This window comes from Micromonospora sp. LOL_024, from assembly GCF_048060415.1.
Taxonomy (GTDB): Bacteria; Actinomycetota; Actinomycetes; order Mycobacteriales; family Micromonosporaceae; genus Micromonospora.
Genome location: NZ_JBHMIS010000027.1, coordinates 1 through 16,697, shown reverse-complemented (window position 1 = coordinate 16,697; position 16,697 = coordinate 1). Strand labels below are relative to the sequence as shown.

19 protein-coding genes and 2 pseudogenes are annotated in these 16,697 nt (G+C 69.9%); 10 read left to right on the top strand and 11 right to left on the bottom strand.

Annotated features, from left to right (window positions below):
- Positions 1–25: 25 nt before the first annotated feature.
- Complete coding sequence (locus tag ACFHWY_RS22265) at positions 26–820, top strand: pyridoxamine 5'-phosphate oxidase family protein (protein ID WP_416582181.1); 795 nt, start codon at positions 26–28, stop codon at positions 818–820.
- A gap of 37 nt (positions 821–857) precedes the next feature.
- On the opposite strand, the gene ACFHWY_RS22260 is transcribed toward ACFHWY_RS22265, so the two are convergent.
- Positions 858–1,793, bottom strand: coding sequence for an AraC family transcriptional regulator (locus ACFHWY_RS22260; protein WP_416582180.1), 936 nt, complete (start codon positions 1,791–1,793; stop codon positions 858–860).
- Positions 1,794–1,930: 137 nt separating this feature from the next.
- Between ACFHWY_RS22260 and ACFHWY_RS22255 the strand changes: the two genes are divergently transcribed.
- The gene (locus ACFHWY_RS22255) at positions 1,931–2,746 is read left to right on the top strand and encodes an NmrA family transcriptional regulator (protein ID WP_416582179.1); all 816 of its coding nucleotides are present in this window, start codon (positions 1,931–1,933) and stop codon (positions 2,744–2,746) included.
- Positions 2,743–3,141: a DUF4345 domain-containing protein gene (locus ACFHWY_RS22250; protein WP_416582178.1), complete on the top strand. Its 399-nt coding sequence runs from the start codon at positions 2,743–2,745 to the stop codon at positions 3,139–3,141. Before ACFHWY_RS22255 ends, ACFHWY_RS22250 begins: the two co-directional genes overlap by 4 nt.
- 377 nt (positions 3,142–3,518) lie before the next feature.
- On the opposite strand, the gene ACFHWY_RS22245 is transcribed toward ACFHWY_RS22250, so the two are convergent.
- Positions 3,519–4,304: a spermidine synthase gene (locus tag ACFHWY_RS22245; RefSeq protein ID WP_416582177.1), complete on the bottom strand. Its 786-nt coding sequence runs from the start codon at positions 4,302–4,304 to the stop codon at positions 3,519–3,521.
- A 459-nt stretch (positions 4,305–4,763) separates the two neighbouring features.
- Between ACFHWY_RS22245 and ACFHWY_RS22240 the strand changes: the two genes are divergently transcribed.
- Together ACFHWY_RS22240 and ACFHWY_RS22235 are read left to right on the top strand one after the other, a co-directional pair.
- A complete protein-coding gene (locus tag ACFHWY_RS22240) occupies positions 4,764–4,934 on the top strand; it encodes a hypothetical protein (RefSeq protein WP_416582176.1) in 171 nt (56 codons plus the stop codon).
- A gap of 24 nt (positions 4,935–4,958) precedes the next feature.
- Positions 4,959–5,171 (top strand): hypothetical protein, encoded by a 213-nt coding sequence (locus tag ACFHWY_RS22235; RefSeq protein WP_416582175.1) that lies wholly within the window; start codon positions 4,959–4,961, stop codon positions 5,169–5,171.
- 594 nt (positions 5,172–5,765) lie between these two features.
- Here ACFHWY_RS22235 and ACFHWY_RS22230 read toward each other — a convergent pair.
- Genes ACFHWY_RS22230 through ACFHWY_RS22215 form a run of 4 tightly spaced genes read right to left on the bottom strand, consistent with a single transcriptional unit; the run spans position 5,766 to position 8,545 of the window.
- Entirely contained in the window at positions 5,766–6,683 is a 918-nt protein-coding gene (locus ACFHWY_RS22230; RefSeq protein WP_416582174.1) for a cytochrome c biogenesis CcdA family protein, read from the bottom strand.
- Position 6,684: 1 nt separating this feature from the next.
- Positions 6,685–7,218 carry a redoxin domain-containing protein gene (locus tag ACFHWY_RS22225; protein WP_416582173.1) on the bottom strand — a complete coding sequence of 178 codons (534 nt, stop codon included), beginning with the start codon at positions 7,216–7,218 and terminating at the stop codon, positions 6,685–6,687.
- Positions 7,219–7,277: 59 nt separating this feature from the next.
- Positions 7,278–8,036, bottom strand: coding sequence for a zf-HC2 domain-containing protein (locus tag ACFHWY_RS22220; protein WP_416582172.1), 759 nt, complete (start codon positions 8,034–8,036; stop codon positions 7,278–7,280).
- Positions 8,033–8,545 carry an RNA polymerase sigma factor gene (locus tag ACFHWY_RS22215; protein ID WP_416582171.1) on the bottom strand — a complete coding sequence of 171 codons (513 nt, stop codon included), beginning with the start codon at positions 8,543–8,545 and terminating at the stop codon, positions 8,033–8,035. Before ACFHWY_RS22215 ends, ACFHWY_RS22220 begins: the two co-directional genes overlap by 4 nt.
- 372 nt (positions 8,546–8,917) lie before the next feature.
- On the opposite strand from ACFHWY_RS22215, the gene ACFHWY_RS22210 reads away from it, so the two are divergent.
- Positions 8,918–10,156 carry a glycoside hydrolase family protein gene (locus tag ACFHWY_RS22210; RefSeq protein WP_416582170.1) on the top strand — a complete coding sequence of 413 codons (1,239 nt, stop codon included), beginning with the start codon at positions 8,918–8,920 and terminating at the stop codon, positions 10,154–10,156.
- Positions 10,157–10,384: 228 nt separating this feature from the next.
- Here the strand turns inward: ACFHWY_RS22210 and ACFHWY_RS22205 are convergent.
- From ACFHWY_RS22205 to ACFHWY_RS22195, 3 genes and pseudogenes are all read right to left on the bottom strand, one after another.
- Positions 10,385–10,755, bottom strand: a pseudogene (locus tag ACFHWY_RS22205) (VOC family protein).
- Between the two features lie 125 nt (positions 10,756–10,880).
- Positions 10,881–11,222: an ArsR/SmtB family transcription factor gene (locus ACFHWY_RS22200; RefSeq protein ID WP_416582169.1), complete on the bottom strand. Its 342-nt coding sequence runs from the start codon at positions 11,220–11,222 to the stop codon at positions 10,881–10,883.
- Between the two features lie 193 nt (positions 11,223–11,415).
- Complete coding sequence (locus ACFHWY_RS22195; protein ID WP_416582168.1) at positions 11,416–11,541, bottom strand: hypothetical protein; 126 nt, start codon at positions 11,539–11,541, stop codon at positions 11,416–11,418.
- Between the two features lie 316 nt (positions 11,542–11,857).
- Between ACFHWY_RS22195 and ACFHWY_RS22190 the strand changes: the two genes are divergently transcribed.
- The 3 genes from ACFHWY_RS22190 (at position 11,858) to ACFHWY_RS22180 (ending at position 14,878) form a co-directional block, all read left to right on the top strand.
- Positions 11,858–12,106 carry a hypothetical protein gene (locus ACFHWY_RS22190; RefSeq protein ID WP_416582167.1) on the top strand — a complete coding sequence of 83 codons (249 nt, stop codon included), beginning with the start codon at positions 11,858–11,860 and terminating at the stop codon, positions 12,104–12,106.
- A 106-nt stretch (positions 12,107–12,212) separates the two neighbouring features.
- Positions 12,213–13,613: an FAD-dependent oxidoreductase gene (locus ACFHWY_RS22185; RefSeq protein ID WP_416582166.1), complete on the top strand. Its 1,401-nt coding sequence runs from the start codon at positions 12,213–12,215 to the stop codon at positions 13,611–13,613.
- A gap of 8 nt (positions 13,614–13,621) precedes the next feature.
- Positions 13,622–14,878, top strand: coding sequence for an MFS transporter (locus ACFHWY_RS22180; protein WP_416582165.1), 1,257 nt, complete (start codon positions 13,622–13,624; stop codon positions 14,876–14,878).
- 110 nt (positions 14,879–14,988) lie between these two features.
- Here ACFHWY_RS22180 and ACFHWY_RS22175 read toward each other — a convergent pair whose 3' ends face one another.
- A complete protein-coding gene (locus tag ACFHWY_RS22175) occupies positions 14,989–15,756 on the bottom strand; it encodes an SDR family NAD(P)-dependent oxidoreductase (protein ID WP_416582164.1) in 768 nt (255 codons plus the stop codon).
- 60 nt (positions 15,757–15,816) lie between these two features.
- Here ACFHWY_RS22175 and ACFHWY_RS22170 point away from each other — a divergent pair, with 60 nt between their 5' ends.
- Positions 15,817–16,245 carry an ArsR/SmtB family transcription factor gene (locus ACFHWY_RS22170; RefSeq protein ID WP_416582163.1) on the top strand — a complete coding sequence of 143 codons (429 nt, stop codon included), beginning with the start codon at positions 15,817–15,819 and terminating at the stop codon, positions 16,243–16,245.
- Here ACFHWY_RS22170 and ACFHWY_RS22165 read toward each other — a convergent pair.
- A pseudogene (locus ACFHWY_RS22165) lies at positions 16,164–16,496 on the bottom strand (transposase); the annotation flags it as partial. The gene ACFHWY_RS22170 and the pseudogene ACFHWY_RS22165 overlap by 82 nt on opposite strands.
- Positions 16,497–16,697: the final 201 nt, after the last annotated feature.

Here is a 16,697-nt window from a genome sequence, read left to right as displayed (position 1 = left end):
AGGTCAATCGAACGGCGTGAATCACATGAACGTGGACGCAGACATCCGCCGCGCGTTCCACGCCGCCACGGTCGGGGAACTGGCCTGGATCGACCCCGTCGGACGACCGCACGCCCACCCGGTCACCCCGCTGCTGCTCGGCGACAAACCCGCCGTCGCCTTCCCGTACGCCGAGGCGGCGCTGGCCCGCCGGGTGGCCGCCGCCCCGGTGGCCGCGCTGGTGGTCTCCGACGACCGGCTCACCGGGCGGAGTTGGCATCCGGCCGCACTGGCCGGCCCGCCCCGGCTGATCGAGGACCGCGACGGCACCGAGTTCTCGGAGCGGCTACTCACCCAGGAACTGCGCAAGTACCCGCCCGCACGCGCGCTGGTCGACTCACCACTGCTGCGCCGCGAGCACTGGTGGTACCTCCCCCGGTTGATCGTGGTGCTGGACGGCGTCTCCGCGACCCCGGTCGGTGTCCGGTCCGGCGGGCGCGGCGAGGTGCTGGCGGTTGCCGGCGACGACCATGGCCTGCGTGTGGACACGGTGGACCGGGTCGACGCCGCAAACGGCACGATCCGGCTGACGAGTCTCGCCGGCCGCCCTCCGGCGACCGGCCCGGCGGTGCTGCTGGGGCACGACTTCTCCGCCCCCGACCTCGAACGCTGGACGCCCTGGGTCACCCGGGGCCGGCTGGCCGAGGGCCACCTCACCGTCGAGGAGTCACCGGCCCGTACCGCCCTGGCACCGCCGCTGGGCCTGTGGCAGAGACTGACCCGCCAGCGGCGGCTGGCCCGGCAGTGCCGTCAGGCGATCGACGCCACTACGGTGCGGTAGCCCGCGCCGGCTGCCGGCAGTTCTGCGGGAGCACCCGCTACGCAGGGGCATCCGCTGCCAGGCGCCGTACGCTTCCTGGCGGCACGCCGAATGCCCGCTTGAACGCCCGGCAGAAGGCCGCCTCCGACTGATAGCCGAACCGGCGGGCTACCACCGACAGCGGCTCCGATGTCTCGCCCAGGTGGACCCAGGCGAGCTGCAACCGCCACTGCGCCAGATACCGCATGGCGGGTTCGCCGACCAGGTCGGTGAAGCGCGCGGAGAACGCCGAGCGGGACATGCCGACCTCGCGGGCGAGGGACTCGACGCTCCACTGCTGGGCAGGCGCCCGGTGAATCGCGGCGAGCGCCCGACCCACCTGGTCGTCACGGAGCGCAGCCAGCCAGCCTTGGCGGGCCTCCGGGGCGGAGTCGAGCCAGGACCGGATCGCCTGGATGACCAGGATGTCGGCCAGCCGGGTGATGACGGTCTCGCCGCCCGGCCGCAGGGCCACCGCCTCGCGGGAGACGAAGCGTAGCGTGCTGTACAGCCATCCGTCGTCGTCGAAGTTGTCGACCTGGACGACGGTGGGTAGCTGCGCGATGAGCCGCCGGCCGGCGACGTGGTCCAGGCGCAACACGGCGTAGGTGACCTGGGTGAGCGCACCTCCGCCGCCATACCGCAGGATCTCGTACCGATCGCTGATCTGCTCCACCGGAAGGTCGAAGAGCGGCTCGACCGCTGCCGTGGGGTCACTACGGAACAGGTGTGGCGTTCCGTGCGGGAGCAGCGTGAGCGTCCCCGGCCGCAGCAACCGCGGCTCGGTGCCGTCGACCTCCAGGTGACCCGCGCCGGCCGTGACGACCTGCAATGCCATGCATCCCTCGATCGCTGGCACCGCTACGCCCCACGGCGCGGTCAGGTCGGCGCGGCAATAGAGGGTGCCCGTGAGTCGAAGGAGGTGCAGAGCCTCACCAAGCGGGTCGACCGGCATGCCCGACATCGTCGCATCGATCATATAGATCGTCCATCAGCCCAGACGATCTGCATAACAATGTGGACCTGGGGGCATTGTCCGTCCAGTGATTGGACTGAAGGCTGGACTCAAATCCAACACGGGAGGCTTCCGTCATGACCACACTCGTGATCGGCTCGACCGGCAAGACCGGCCGCCGGATCGTCCGCCGGCTAAACGATCTCGGCACCCCGGTGCGCGGCGCGTCCCGGCGCTCCACCCCGCGATTCGACTGGCAGCAGCCCTCGGCCTGGCCTGCGGCGCTACAGGGGGTCACCTCGGTGTACGTCTCCTACCACCCGGATCTCGCGGCTCCCGGCGCCCCCGACACCATCAGGGCATTCACCACCGCGGCGACCCGGGCCGGTGTGCGGCAGCTGGTTCTGCTCTCCGGCCGTGGCGAGTCGAACGCCCAGCGGTGTGAGCAGATCGTCCGCGAGTCCAGGCTGAGCCACACCCTCATCCGGGCGAGCTGGTTCTTCCAGAACTTCACCGAGGGCGACCTGCTGGAACCGGTTCTGGCCGGGACCGTCGCGCTTCCCGCCGGAATGGTCGGTGAGCCGTTCGTAGACGTCAACGACATCGCCGACGTCGCGGTCGCCGCGCTCACCGGCGACCAGCACGATGGCCGACTCTACGAGCTGACCGGGCCACGCCTGCTGACCTTCGCCGAGGCCACCGCGGAGATGTCCGAGGCCACCGGTCGAGACATCAGGTACGCGCCGATCTCCCTGGAGCAGTTCCACGCCGCGCTCACCGAAAGTGTCGGGCCCGACCACGCCGACCTACTCACCGGACTGTGCCGGGAGGTGTTCGACGGACGGAACCAGTCGCTCGGCCGTGGGGTGCAGGAAGCCCTCGGCCGCGAGCCTCGCGACTTCGCCGACTTCTGCCGGACCGCCACGCGAACCGGCGTCTGGACGACCGCATGAGCCGGATCCAGAAGGCCACCCTCCTCATCGCCGGGTTTGCGCTGGCTGGCATCGGCGCAGCGACCCTGCTCGCCCCGGAGTCCTTTCACAGCACTAACGGCATCGACCTGGGCGGCGACAGCAGCCTGCTCAGCGAAGCTCGGGCCGCCGGCGGAGCGCTGCTGTCGCTCGGCGTACTGATCATGGCCGGTGCGTTCGTCGCACGACTAACCTTCACCTCCAGCCTCTCCGGTGCGCTCGTCCACCTCTCGTACGCCTTCGCCCGGCTGCTGAGCCTCGTGCTGGACGGGCGGCCGGCCACCGGGCTGATTCTGGCCGCAGCCGTGGAGCTTCTTCTCGGGCTGGCCTGCGTCGCCGTCCTTCGCAGGACGGCTCCGGCCGGCGCCGGAGCGTAGCGGCGCGCGGGGCACACATCCCGCCTGCTGATCGGGACTGCTGCCCGACCGGTCCGCACACTGTTTCCATCCAAGCACCGCGCACCGCGATTCAACTGCAGCCAGGCACCAAGGTTGCTGGCTCGCGCCGTCGAGGCAGTACATCGAGGTCCACAGAGGTGATCTCACCGTCAACGTCGGCGCACGCAGCGTCTCCACCGTCGTACTGACCCCCTGAGGGCCCTCCACCGGCCGGTGGAGCCTGGTCGGGGCGTGCGGGAGCAGTCAATCGGCCGCACCCGTACACCCCGACCTGCGGGCCGTGGCTCTGCGTCGTGACCACGGCCGCAGCCGGCGGGGCGAGCCGGGAGCTGCGACACCTCGGCCAGCCGAACTGTTCAGGGCTCGGTGTCGTCGGTGTGCGGCCGGGTTCCGGCGATGAACGTGTCGAGCGCCGACCCGTGCAGCAAACCGCCGGACAGCAGATCACGCCGCGCCCGCACCAGCAGGCGTGCCACGGGCAGACGGTTCGGGCGCCGCGCCGCAGCGAGGACCACGTTGCCGTACCGCCGGCCCCGCAGCATCCGCCGGTCGGCGACGACGCACACGTCGGCGAAGACCGCTCGCAGGGTGGCTGCCTGCGCCCGGCTGAGCACCAGAGACGGCAGGTCGACCACGTTGACCAGGTAGGTGCCATCCGGTCGCAGCACCCGCGCGACCTCGGCGGCGAATGCCACGGTGGCCACGTGCGGCGGCATCTGGGCCGCCCGGTAGATGTCGGCGAGTACCAGGTCGTAAGCGCTGGCCGGAGCGGCAGCGACGGCCTCCCGCGCGTCGGCGATGTGGACCTCGACACCGGCCGGGCGCGGCGGTAGGTCACGCGCCACCAGTTCGACCACGGCCGGGTCCCGCTCGACGACCAGCTGCGCCGAGCCGGGCCGGGTCGCGGCTACGTAGCGCGGCAGCGTCAGCGCGCCGCCGCCGAGGTGCAGCACGTGCAGCGGAACGCCGGCCGGCGCCGCCTGATCGACCACGGCGGCCATCCTGCGGACGTACTCGAAGTGCAGGTACAAGGGATCGGCCACGTCCACGTACGACTGCTCGACGCCGTCGGCGAGGAGCGTGCGCCCGGTGGGCCGGCGCGGGTCGACGGCCAGTTCGAGCCGGTCGTCCGCTGTCTCCATGACCAGGCAGGCTAATCCAACCCTGTGCCGTACCCCGGCTTCCACCAGCCTGGTGTCCCAACGCCTGTCGGTGGCGAGCACTCTCCGGGATCCGCCGACGGCCAGGGCCGCTACCGGCAGATCACGTAAATCTCGGTGTAGCGGTAGAGCGATGTGCCCGCCACGCGGTAGAGGTAGGGAAATGCCGTCGCGAGGACGGGTATGTCGCCGCGCGGGGTGTCGTCAGTGCGGGGAACACCCCGGTGACGCCCGACCTATCATACGAGAACATCATCTTCACCGAGATACCGTGCATCATCGCAATAATGGGTCTGACGCTACAGACGTCATAGCGGCATCGTTGGCGAGGTGAATGTGGCGGCCGGTGGGCCGTCACATTCACCCAAGGCATCGGTTCACGGAGCGGATAACATGAAGGTCAGAGCGATCGCGTTCGGAGTTGTAGGCGTGGCGGCCTGCGTGAGCGTGCTTTCGGTGCTCGTCATCCCCTGGGTCTGGTACGGAACGATCAGCATCGGCGCGTGGCGACTGCTCTACTGGGGCCTACACCTGGTGGCCGTCGCCGTGGCTTATACGTGTGCCCTGTGGACATTGCTCACCTCACCCAAGCGGGTATCGGCGCTCGTGTAGGCGGCAGGCGCGGGTGTCCTCGTCGTGGGAGCCACGGTGTTCGTCGCGCTCGGCTACGACAACGCGGCAGCACTGTTCGACGAGTGGATTCCGATGGTGAATCCCCGGCTTGGCAGCGGCCCGTTCGTCGCGGCTCTGGCGGCCCTGACCGCGCTCGCCGCCGGCGTCCTCGGAGCCGGCACACGGACACAGGACGACCGGTCCGCAATCGGGGCCGGGGCACGACCAGTCAGTTGAACCTAGGTGGATGCCCTACTTGCCGCCCCACAGGGCGGTAAGCAACGGCCAGCAGCGCCCGCCGACCCAGTGGCGCAGTGACGTTGACCTGACCGTACGGCACCTCGTCGTCGGATCGGTGGTCGTGGTGACATTGGTGAGGGTGATGTCCACTCATAGTCAAACATGAACATTTTTTTACCTGACGATGCCACCAAGCTGGGTCATCAGTCAGGCGAATACTCGCGGTAGAAAGGGCCCCTGGCTGTACCGAACGAGCGCCTGCCACTGGTTCACGAAAAGCTCGAACATCAACCGGGCGCAGGCGAACACGGTTCCCGGGCGGCGTGGACCCAGCGCCAGCTACCGCTCCTCCAGCACCACGGCCGCGATATCGGAGAGATCGCCGGCGCCCTGACTCCGCGCGGCCTGCCGGATCTCGCTCTCAGCGACCCGGCCACGCCGCACCGCCGCCTGTTGCTCGGCCGAGTGGGCAGGGAGTCCACGGATAGATGGGAGCTACTCGCCCATACCGACCCCACGCAGTACCTCGCGCTACTGCAGCTGTTTTCGGTCACCCCCAGGTCGACCTCGCCGTGGTGCCGCAACCAATGATCAGCTCTCGCTACCGACGCGACCGGCGCCGCCGCGTTCGGCCTGGCGCTCAGCTTCCCGATCACCCCGCTGCGAGGAGCGTCGTCGTTGGCGCCACCAACTCAGGGCGGCGCCGGTCAGGAGAACAGCCAGGATCACCGTGAGGGTCCCGGCGCCGGTCTGGTCGAGCAGGGTCGCCAGCCAGCGCTGGGCGGTGGCGGCCGCGTCGACGATCGGATCGTAGGTCGTGGCGCCGCGCAGGATGCGGATCTCGAACCAGCCGTACCATGCGACGTAGGCGCCGGCGGCCACGAGCAGGACACCACCGAGGCGGGACAACAGCGGTGCTGCGCGGCGGATCCGGCGGAGCAGACCGTCACGGGCGAGGGCGACGGCGAGGGCGGCGACTCCGACGGTCAGGCCCATACCGGCCGCGTACGCGCAGAACAGCCCGACTCCGGCGACGATCGAGCCGGCGCGGAAGCTGCTCACGACGATGGCCAGGAACGGGCCGATTGTGCATGACAGCGACGCTGCGGCGTAGGCGGCGCCGAACACCACCATGGACGGCAACGACCGGTGCACGGTGGGCGCACGCGACACCGCCAACCGCAGGCCGGGCAACTGCCGGCCGGACAGCAGCCAACCGCCCAATCCGACCAGCAGTACGCCCATGGTGACGGTGACCCACGGCAGGTGTCTCTGCAACGTGCCGGCCACGGGGGTGAGGACCAGACCGAACAGGCCGAAGACGGCGACGAAACCGACGGTCATCGCGACCGTGGCGGTCAGGGCCCGGCCGACAGCGGCACCACGCCCGGTCGCAGCTTCGCCGGCCACCAGGAGCGACAGGTACGCCGGCAGCAGCGCGAACCCGCACGGGTTGACCGCGGCGACCATGCCGGCGGCCAATGCCAGTGCCAGCGGTGCGTCACCCATCTCAACCGGCCAGCAACGGGTCGAGCACGTCGTGCAGCTTGTCGACGTCTGCCCGGCCGCGTTCCACGACCGTGCCCGAGCGGTCGAGCACCACGAAGGTGCTCTGCTCGGTCATCTTGAACCGCTTCCACACCACGCCCTGCTCGTCGGCCAACTGCGGGAACCCGGACAGCTTCGCCATCCGCACGAAATCGTGCATCGCCGGCACCCCGTCCAGCCCGGCCACCCCGACCACGGTGACTTTGCCCTGGTACTTGGCTGCCAGGTCGGCGACCGGCTGCGCCTGCGTCAGGCAGGTGGGGCACCACGGGGCCCAGAACCACAACAGCGCAGGTTTGCCGGCCAGGCTGTGACCGTCGAAACTACCGCCGTCGAGGGTGGCGACGGAGAAGTCGTAGCTGTCGGTCCCCACGTCGGCGACTCCCGTCGTCGAGCTCTCCGGCGTGGTTGTCTGTTGGCCGGAGCCGTTCCCGCAACCGGCCAGGGCCAGCATGCCGACCACCACCAGGGCAAGTAGTGCCTGCCGTGCCTTCATCGATGCTCCATCTCGTCTGCTACTCGGTTGGCGTGCCGCGGACGGCCCGTGAATACGGTTCAGATCAGGTCAAGGGTGACGGCCGCCTGCCGTACGAGGTCCTCGTCCTCGCCCAGCACGAGCGCGGTGTGCGGGCGGCGGGAACAGAGGACGACAACGCCATTCAGGTGCATCATCGCGGCGCCGTCGGTCCCCATCGGGTTCTCGGCCTGCGGGGACATGGGGAACGGTTTGTCACTGACGTAGACGAGCAGACGCCGTCCGGTGCCATCCCGGTAGGCGTACCCGGTCACCGGTTGTCCGGCCAGTTCACCGGCGCTGGCGCCGGCTCCGGTCAGACGCAGCGCAGACAGGTCCGGGCCCGATCGGACAGGAATGGTCGTGCCCGGCAGGCGGCCGTCGTGGTAGCCGGCGACGGCGACGGCGATCTGCGGTGCGGGCGTGGTTCCGCCGTCGCGGCCGACGACCGCCGCACCGAGGACCGCGACCAGGACCAGGGCGGCGGCCAGCGCCCACGAGCTCCGGGAATGCCCGTGCCTGAGCCTGCGCAGCGAAGACAGCCACCCGCCGAGCACCGAGTGGCTGCGCGGTGGGACGTGCCGCTCGGCCACGACGACGGCGGCCAGTCGGACGGCCAGGTACGCCGGTGCCGGTTCCCGGGCCAGGTGGGCGAGCGTCCGCCCTCGACGTCCGGCGTCGACGTCGGTCCAGCAGCTGTCGCAGGTCAGCAGGTGCCTCTCGAACGCCTCGCGCGGCCCGTCGAGCAGCTCACCGGCCAGGTAGGCGCCGAGGGTGGCGTCGCCGTACTGGTGCCTCATTCCGCCGTCACCCCCTGCCGTTGCAGCAACTCCGCGAGCTTCTTGTGCCCGCGGTGCACGCGGGCCAGTATCGTGCCGCGCGGAGCCCCGGTCATCGCCGCGACCTCGGCTGCGGTGAACCCGCACAGGTCCATCAACGCGATCGCCTCGCGTTGCGCGGCCGGGAGTTGCCACAACGCGCGGTGCACCTGGTCGCGGACAAGTACGCCCATCGCCTCGCCCGCGGTGTCGTTGCTGGCCTGCGCTGACGTGCCGGCGTCGGGGTCGAGAACCTCGACTGGGCGGACGGACTCGTACCGCCACCCCGCGCGAGCGGCGTTCAGGCAGATCGTCGCGAGCCATGCCCGCACGTCGTCCGGTGGCCGTCGCCGCCACCCCCGCAACGCGCGCAGGTACGTATCCTGAACCAGGTCCTCGGCCTGCGGTCGCGACCGGGTCAGCCGCCGGGCCAGGCTATAGACCAGATCCAGGTGTTCCCGCATCGCCTGAAGAAACTCGTCGTCACTCATCCACCCACCCATCCGACGGGTAGGACTCGCCGCGTGCGGATCTGATTGCACCAGAGTCGCTCTTCCTCAGACCGGATCGTCGGATCCTATCCCTGCGATCAGCTGCGGCGTCCGGGCGTCCTGCGCCAGTGGACAGGCACGACGTGGTCTCCGAGTGGGGAGCCGGCGCAGCCCCGCCGGGTCGCCGGAATCCGGCCCTGGCGACCACCGATGCCACGGGCCGCTACCAGCAGTCCCGCCGATTGTCGGCCCCGAGCACGGCCGACGCCCCTCAGCCGCTGCTCTGAGACGAAAGGAGTCACGCGACGGTGAACCGTGGCCGGCTGCGGGCCGTGGTACACGCGACCAGCCATGATGTCGAGGAGCGCGTTCATGACCTCACGTAACACGAGCCGCAGGCGGCTCATGCGTGTTATCGCCACCCTGACCTGTTCGGCGGCCCTGGCCGGCCTGGCCGCCGAACCGTCGGCGATGGCCGACGCCAGCGGACAGATCGTCGGTGTGGCCGGGAAGTGCGTCGACATCCAATGGTCCGGAACTGTGAACGGCACACCCGTGCAACTGTGGGACTGCAACGGCACCAACGCGCAGAACTGGGCTGGGATCGGGCGTCAGGGCACGCTGCGCGCGCTCGGTAAGTGCCTGGACGTGGCCGGCGGCTCCCACACAGATGGCGCGCGGGTGCAGTTGTGGGACTGTAATGGCACCGAGGCGCAGAGCTGGATACCGGACAATGGGCAGCTGATCAACACGGGGTCGGGCAAGTGCCTGGACGCCGGTGGGGCAGCGACTGGGACGACGCTACATATTCGCAGCTGCTCCGGCGCCGCCACGCAGGCATGGGCGCCGGACGGCGGTCCGGCAGTGGCCGGGCCTGCGGGCAAGAAGGGCGTAGCCACATGGGCGTTTTCGCCCGGCGGCGACGTAATCCGCGATGTGGGTGCGGCCTGGTACCACGACTGGTCCACCTCGAACAGCGACGTGCCGGCGACGGCCGAGTTCGTACCGATGATCTGGGGTGCCGCGTTCGTCAACGACGCCGAACTGGACACCGCACAACGGGCCGGCCGCACGCTGCTCGGCTTCAACGAGCCGGACCTACCGTCGCAGGCGAACATGTCGGTCGACCACGCGCTGGACCTGTGGCCCCGGCTCCAGAGCACTGGCATGCGGCTGGGTAGCCCCGCCGTCGCCTTCGGCGCCGAAAACCCGGGTGGCTGGCTGGACCAGTTCCTCGCCGGCGCCCATGACCGAGGGCTGCGCGTCGACTTCATCGCCCTGCACTGGTACGGCTCGGACTTCGGCGACGACGCCGCGAGCCACCTGATGCAGTACGTGCACGCGGTCCACGAGCGCTACCGCCTGCCGATCTGGGTCACCGAGTTCGGCCTGATCGATTTCACTCAGGGCACGGCCCGCCACCCGACGCCGCAGCAGCTCGTCACGTTCATCGGTAAGGCGACCGCCGCACTGCAGGCCACGCCGTACGTCGAGCGGTACGCCTGGTTCGCCCTGCCGGCCACCGGCGAGCACGCGGCGCACGGTCTGTACCGCGAGGAGGGCACCGCCACCGAAGCGGGCGTGGCCTACCGGCTGGCGGGCCGTTCGTAGGTCTCGCAGCACTACCGACGCCGACACCTGCCCGTCGCTGACCGTTCCATCCGCTTTCTGGCTGGCGGCGACCTTCGCCGTCGCCCGCGCGCTGCTGGCCGCCGACCTGTCAACCGCAGCCACCTCACGAGCCCTGTGGCCCGACGTGCCTTGGCTGCTGGATAGGTGGCCCTACCGGCGCACGATCGGCGGTGCCCGAAGAGACAGCCGTCGGTGGTGGGCCGGCGATCAGCCGTTGGGGCGTGACTTCATCGCCTGCAGCGACCACCTGTTGCCGTCAGGATCACCGAAGTAGACAAAGTTGCCCCATGCCTGGAGGTCGACATCGCTGACATCGACGCCCGCGTCGAACAGTCGCCGGCGCGCCGCTGCGGCGTCGGCGACTACAACCTGAATCTCCTGTTGCCCGGAGTCTTGTCGGTGATGCCCTCGCCGATCACGATGGAGCAGGCTGAGCCCGGGGGCGTCAGCTGGACGAACCGCAGGCCCTCGTGCACCCTGTGATCGTGGTCGGCGTTGAAGCCCACCCTCTGGTAGAACGCCTTGGCCCGGTCGACATCGGTCACCGGAACGGGGATCAGTTCGATCTTCCAGTCCATGAGGCCAACGTAAGACATGGGTACGACCATCTCGATCACCGGCATCCGCGCCACGGGAGTGCGCCTGATCGAGAGTCGTACCGCCGGGTCAGATGGCGCCGGTGGGCAGTCTTCGATGGCGTCGGTCAGCGGTTCTTCTTCGTTGCGCGCTTGCGGGGTGGCGTCAACAGGTCGGCGATCGTGGCGATGGCGGACGGCACGAGGCGGTAGTACGCCCAAACGCCGCGCTTGTCCCGTTCCAGCAGGCCAGCCTCGGTGAGGATCCGCAGGTGGTGGCTGACGGTCGGCTGGGAGAGCCCGAGGGGCGCGGTGAGGTCACTGACCGAGGCCTCCCCCTGCGGGGCCGACTGGATCAGGCTGAGCAGTCGCAGCCGGGCCGGGTCGGCGAACGCTTTGAGCACTCCCGCGAGCCGCTCGGCGTCGGCGCGTTCGATCGGCTCGCCGGCGAGGGGCGAGATGGCAGGCATCGCAGTCTTCACAGTTCCCACATCTCGCATCGTTGCAGCAGTCAGCATCGATCAGCTGGTGAACGAGGGCAGGATCACCGTGAGTTCGTGTGGGAGAGCTGGCATCGCCTGCCCCCCCCGGACGGCAGCCGTAGGCCCAAGGTCGCCGGCGGCGGACGCCCCCGACCCGGCAGGGTGGCCGTTTCTCAGGGTGTCAGCAGCAGGTGTTGAGGTACGACTGCAGGTCCGCCAGGGCAGCGAGGGCGCCGTCGCGGTCGGCCCGGTAGTACATCGTCTTGCCGTCGCGTCGGGAGGTGACCGCTCCGCCACCGGCTACCACCGGCCGCCTCCGGCCACGCCCGCGTCGCCGTTCAGGTTGAGCACGGCGAGCGGCGCACGTTGTTTCGACATATCCCTAGGTTGACAATCCTCTAATCAACGTGCGAGCCTTGTTTAGACGGACATCAAGACAAGCGTTGCCAGGGGGAGTCGTCATGTTCGACAAGGCTCGGCCGCCAACGGGCACCGACGGAAGTGCCGTGGCGACTCCTGGACCGAGGTGTCAACCGCCGCCCAGCACGCAGCGCCGCTACGAAAGCGCCAGCGCCACCGTCTACGCCCTGACCAGCCCTCGACAAACGGAAGGAACATCTCTGATGAGCGAAAACGCCCAGACCACCGGCGGGTTTGCCGGCGACCCGGCTGCCGCCCCGGCGGTCACCGGATCCGGATCCTGCTGCGCAAGCCCCGCCGAGGCGGCCGACTCGGTCCGCCCACCCGCCGGAGAGACGACGACCTCCAGCCCCTGCTGCGGCACGGCGGAGGCCGCCCAGAGCGCCGGTTCCTGCTGCGACGCAGAGGCGAAGGCCGATGCCATCGACGCCGGACAGGGGTGCTGCCGATGACCTCGGCCATACCGGCCAACTCCCAGTAGGCCCCACCGCCGCCGCAGTGACCCGATGGCCCGCGACACCCTGCTGATTCGACAGATTCCGACGTAAGGAGTTCCTGATGAGCGCTCTGGACCAGTTGCCCGTCGCCGTCATCGGCGCGGGGCCGGTCGGCCTGGCCGCCGCCGCACACCTGCACGAGCGTGGCCTGCCCTTCCTCGTTCTCGAGGCCGGTGACAGCGCTGGCGCTGCCGTACGGCAGTGGGGGCACGTGCGGGTGTTCTCCCCGTGGCGGTACAACATCGATCCGGCCGCCCGCCGTCTGCTCGATGACGCCGGCTGGATCGCCCCCGACCTCGCGGCCCTGCCCACCGGTAGGGAACTAGCCGCCGACTACTTGCAGCCCCTCGCCGAGTTGCCGCAGCTCAAGCCGCACCTGCGCTGCGGTGCCCGGGTGGAGGCGGTCAGCAGACTCGGGTTCGACCGGCTCCGCACCGCCGGGCGCGAGCAGACTCCGTTCCTGGTCCGCCTCACGGACGGGCAGGAAATCCTCGCCCGGGCCGTCGTAGATGCCTCTGGCACCTGGGGTACGCCCAACGTCCTCGGCGCGTCCGGCCTGCCCGCCAGCGGTGAGCGGGCCGCCGCCGCGTACCTGGAGCACGCGCTGCCGGACGTGCTCGGCGCGGACCGAAGCCGCTTCGCGGGTCGGCACACCGTGGTCGTCGGTGCCGGCCACTCTGCCGCCAACACGCTGCTCTCCCTGGCCGAGCTGGCCGCTGAGGTGCCGGGTACCGACGTGGCCTGGGCTACCCGGTCCGCGTCCCCGGCCCGCACCTACGGCGGCGGTGACGCCGACGCCCTGCCCGCTCGCGGTGCGCTCGGTTCACGTCTGCGCGCCCACGTCGAGGCAGGCCGGATCCGGTTGCTCACCAGTTTCTCCGTCCACGCCCTCGCGCCGACCGACGGCCGGCTCACTGTCGTCGTCCGCCACGCCGACGGCACCGACGAGCAGATCGTCGTGGACCGGCTCGTCGCTGCCACCGGTTTCCGCCCCGACCACGCCATCGCCGCCGAGCTACGCCTGGACCTCGACCCGGTCATGGGCGCCACCCGCGCCCTCGCCCCGCTCATCGACCCCAACGAGCACTCCTGCGGCACCGTCCCCCCGCACGGCGTCGACGAGCTCGCCCACCCTGAGACCGGCTACTACGCCGTCGGCATGAAGAGTTACGGCCGTGCCCCGACGTTCCTCATGGCCACCGGCTACGAGCAGGTCCGCTCCGTCGTAGCCGCCCTGGCCGGCGACTGGCAGGCGGCCCGCGACGTCCAGCTCGACCTACCCGAAACCGGCGTCTGCACCAGCAGCCCCGCCGAGGCCACCGGCACCGACAGCTGCGACGGCTCCACCCCTCAGCCGGCCGCCAAGGGCCTTGCCACCGGCATCTCCGGCGGCCTGCTCGCAGCGCCGGTGAACCCCACCACCCTCGACACTCCGGCGAGCGGCCAGACCGGCGGCAGCTGAGGCAAGTGATGACCACCATGGTGGCGTCCGCTGACCCGACAGTGGGCGGGCGCCACGGGTGGCACATCGTCGCCGCCCTCGCCATCACCTCGACCATCGGCTACGGCACCCTCTACTACGCCTATGCGGTTCTGCTCGGCCCCATGGCGACAAGCCTCGGGGCCTCGACCACCGCCGTCACCGGCGCACTGACCGCCAGTGTCCTCGCGGGCGCCCTCATGGCCATACCCGTCGGCAGGTGGCTCGACCGACACGGCGGACGCGCCCTGATGACCGCCGGCTCGATCACCGCCACCGCCCTGCTGGTCGCCTGGTCTCAGGTCCAGACCATCGGGCAGCTCTACGCAGTCATGATCGGCGTAGGGGTCACTGGCGCGATGGTCCTCTACGAACCCGCCTTCGCCGTCATCGTCTCCTGGTTCACCCCCGACCGACGCCCCACCGCCCTGCTCGCCGTCACCATCGTCGCCGGGTTCGCCAGCACCATCTTCATGCCCCTCACCGGCCACCTGATCACCCACCTCGGCTGGCGCGGCGCGCTTCTCGCGCTCGCCGCCGTCCAGGGCGTCGTGACCGTTCCCCTGCACGCCCTCTACATCCGCAAACCGTCACAAGCCAGGACAACCAGCCCCACGGCGCGGCCGGACCAAACGCTACGACGCATCGTGGCACGCGCAGCGATGCGTGAACCCCGGCTCTGGATTCTCACCGCCGCCCTGGTCGCTCACGGCGCGGCGACCAGCACGATCGCTGTCCACCTGGTCGGCTACCTCACCAGCCGCGGCCACCCCGCCACCTTCGCCGCCACCACCGCCGGCCTGCTCGGCGTCCTGTCCGTCACCGGACGACTCGTCCTCACCGCCGCCCAACGCCGGCTCCCGGTCAGTACCATCGTCGCCGCGGTCTTCGTCATCCAGGCAGTCGCCGTACTCACCATGCCTCTCACCGCCGGAACCCGCGCTGGAGCCATCGTCACGGTCACCGGATTCGGGCTCGGCTTCGGCATCGCCAGCCTCGCCACCCCAGCCCTGCTCACCGACCGCTACGGCACCGCCGCCTACGCCACCATCGCCGGACGACTCGCCGCCCCCGTCACCGTCGCCAAGGCCACCGCGCCTCTCGGCGCCGCCGCCGTTCTGCACATCGACGGCGGACACACCCTCCTGCTCGGCGCCGTGGCGACCTGCTGCGTCCTCGCCGCCGTCGGCATGCTGACCCGGCAGACAGCCACCCGAGGCAGTAACCCGGAGCCGCTGGCCAGCTGAAGCCGCGTTGCCCGCCGTGAATCGATCGGAGGCGGCTCGCCAAGCGGCTTCGGGGGTTGCGGGCCGCTGATCGCGCACGTCGCGATCGGTCGGCAGCCGAGTCGGTGCTGTCAGGTGAGTTCAAGACCGCCGTCGATGGTGAGGATCTGTCCGGTGAGCCAGGTAGCGGCGGAGTCGGCGAGCCGGAGTACCCAGGTGGCCACTTCGTCGGGTCGGCCGCGGCGGCCCAAGGGGATGCGTTCGACTTCGTCCTGCTTGATCTGGTTGACCACGGGTTCGGGCAGGCCGGCGGCGCGCAGGGCTTCGCTTTCGGTGGGTCCTGGAGCCAGAGCGTTGACCCGGATGCCGACGGTGGCCAGTTCCAGCGCCCAGCATCGGGTGAGCTGTTCGAGAGCGGCTTTGGAGGCGGCGTAGTGGGCGGCGCCGGCTACCGGACGGTGGCCGTAGGTGCTGGAGATGTTGATGATTGAGCCGCGGGTGTGTCTCAGGTGGGGTAGGGCTGCGTGGGCGAGCAGGCTGGGCGCGGTGACGTGGAGATCGAACATCTTCGTGATGCGGTCTGCGACCGTGTCGGCGAGCGGCATGACGGCTGTGGCACCTGCGTTGTTGACCAACACGTCGACCCGGCCCCACCGGCCGATGGCGGCATCGATGATTGCCTGGCCAGCGCTGGTCGCGCGGATGTCGGTGGCGAGAACGGCGATGCCGGAATGCTCCTGGGCGATGCGGTGCAGTGCGTCCGCGCGACGTCCGACACCGAGGACGTACGCGCCGGCTTCAGCGAACGCGAGAGCGGTCGCGCGGCCTATTCCTGATCCTGCTCCGGTGATGACGGCCACGCGACCGGTGAATCGGCCTGCGTCTGGGAGTGTGGTCACAACTCCACCTCTTGTCGTTGTTCGAAGTTCGTAGAACATCGAACAAGGTATCATGGTCGCATGAAGGATCCGCAGCATCCGGAACTCGCCGAGATGACCCTCACCGAGGTGATGGCCGCGCTCAGCGACCCGATCCGGATCGGCCTGGTCCGGCTGCTGTCCGACGGCCACGAACGCGGCTGGGGAGCGCTGCGGACGCCGGTGTCCAAGTCGACGCTGAGCCACCACCTGCGTGTGCTGCGCGATGCGGGGCTCACCCGCACTCGCCAGGAAGGCACCCGGTGTTACGTCGTGCTGCGCCAGGAGGACCTACACGTCCGTTTCCCCGGCCTGTTGGACGCCGTGCTGGCCGCCGCTGACAGCGAGGACGTCGGCAGCCACGTTGGTCTCGCGACCGGTCGCTCGCCCGACAGCAGCGCCTCGTCCACCTGCGACAGCAGCCGCCAGGCGGTCGGCTCGGAGGCGACGGACCCGAACAAACCGGCCTGATCACGCAGCACAGCGAGATCGGCGATCGCTTCACCGCCATCGGCGAGCATTATCGCCAGATCCACGGCAATCCGGCCCGGATCATGACCACTGCGCCGCCGCTACCGCAGACCGGCGAGGGCTTGGCTGAACGTGCTGGTCAGCCCCGTCACGTCAGCGAGGTCAGCGAGTAGCCGGGCACCAGCGTGACCGACCACGCCCCGCCCGTCGCCGGTGACCGTGATCTTCGGACGTGTTGCGGTAGCCTTCACCCAGCAAGTGCCTTCCGTGACAAGAACATCGGACCCTCAGCAAGTCCTATTTGCTCGATCAAGGCACTGTTTCTATTCTGCCCAGTCCGTGGACAGCCCATAATGAGGTGATCTCAGCAAGGTTTCGGGGGCGGTTCGGGATGACACGGGCGTAACGTCCATAGCGGACAGTGTGGGATAAGGACGTGGAGCCATCGGTAG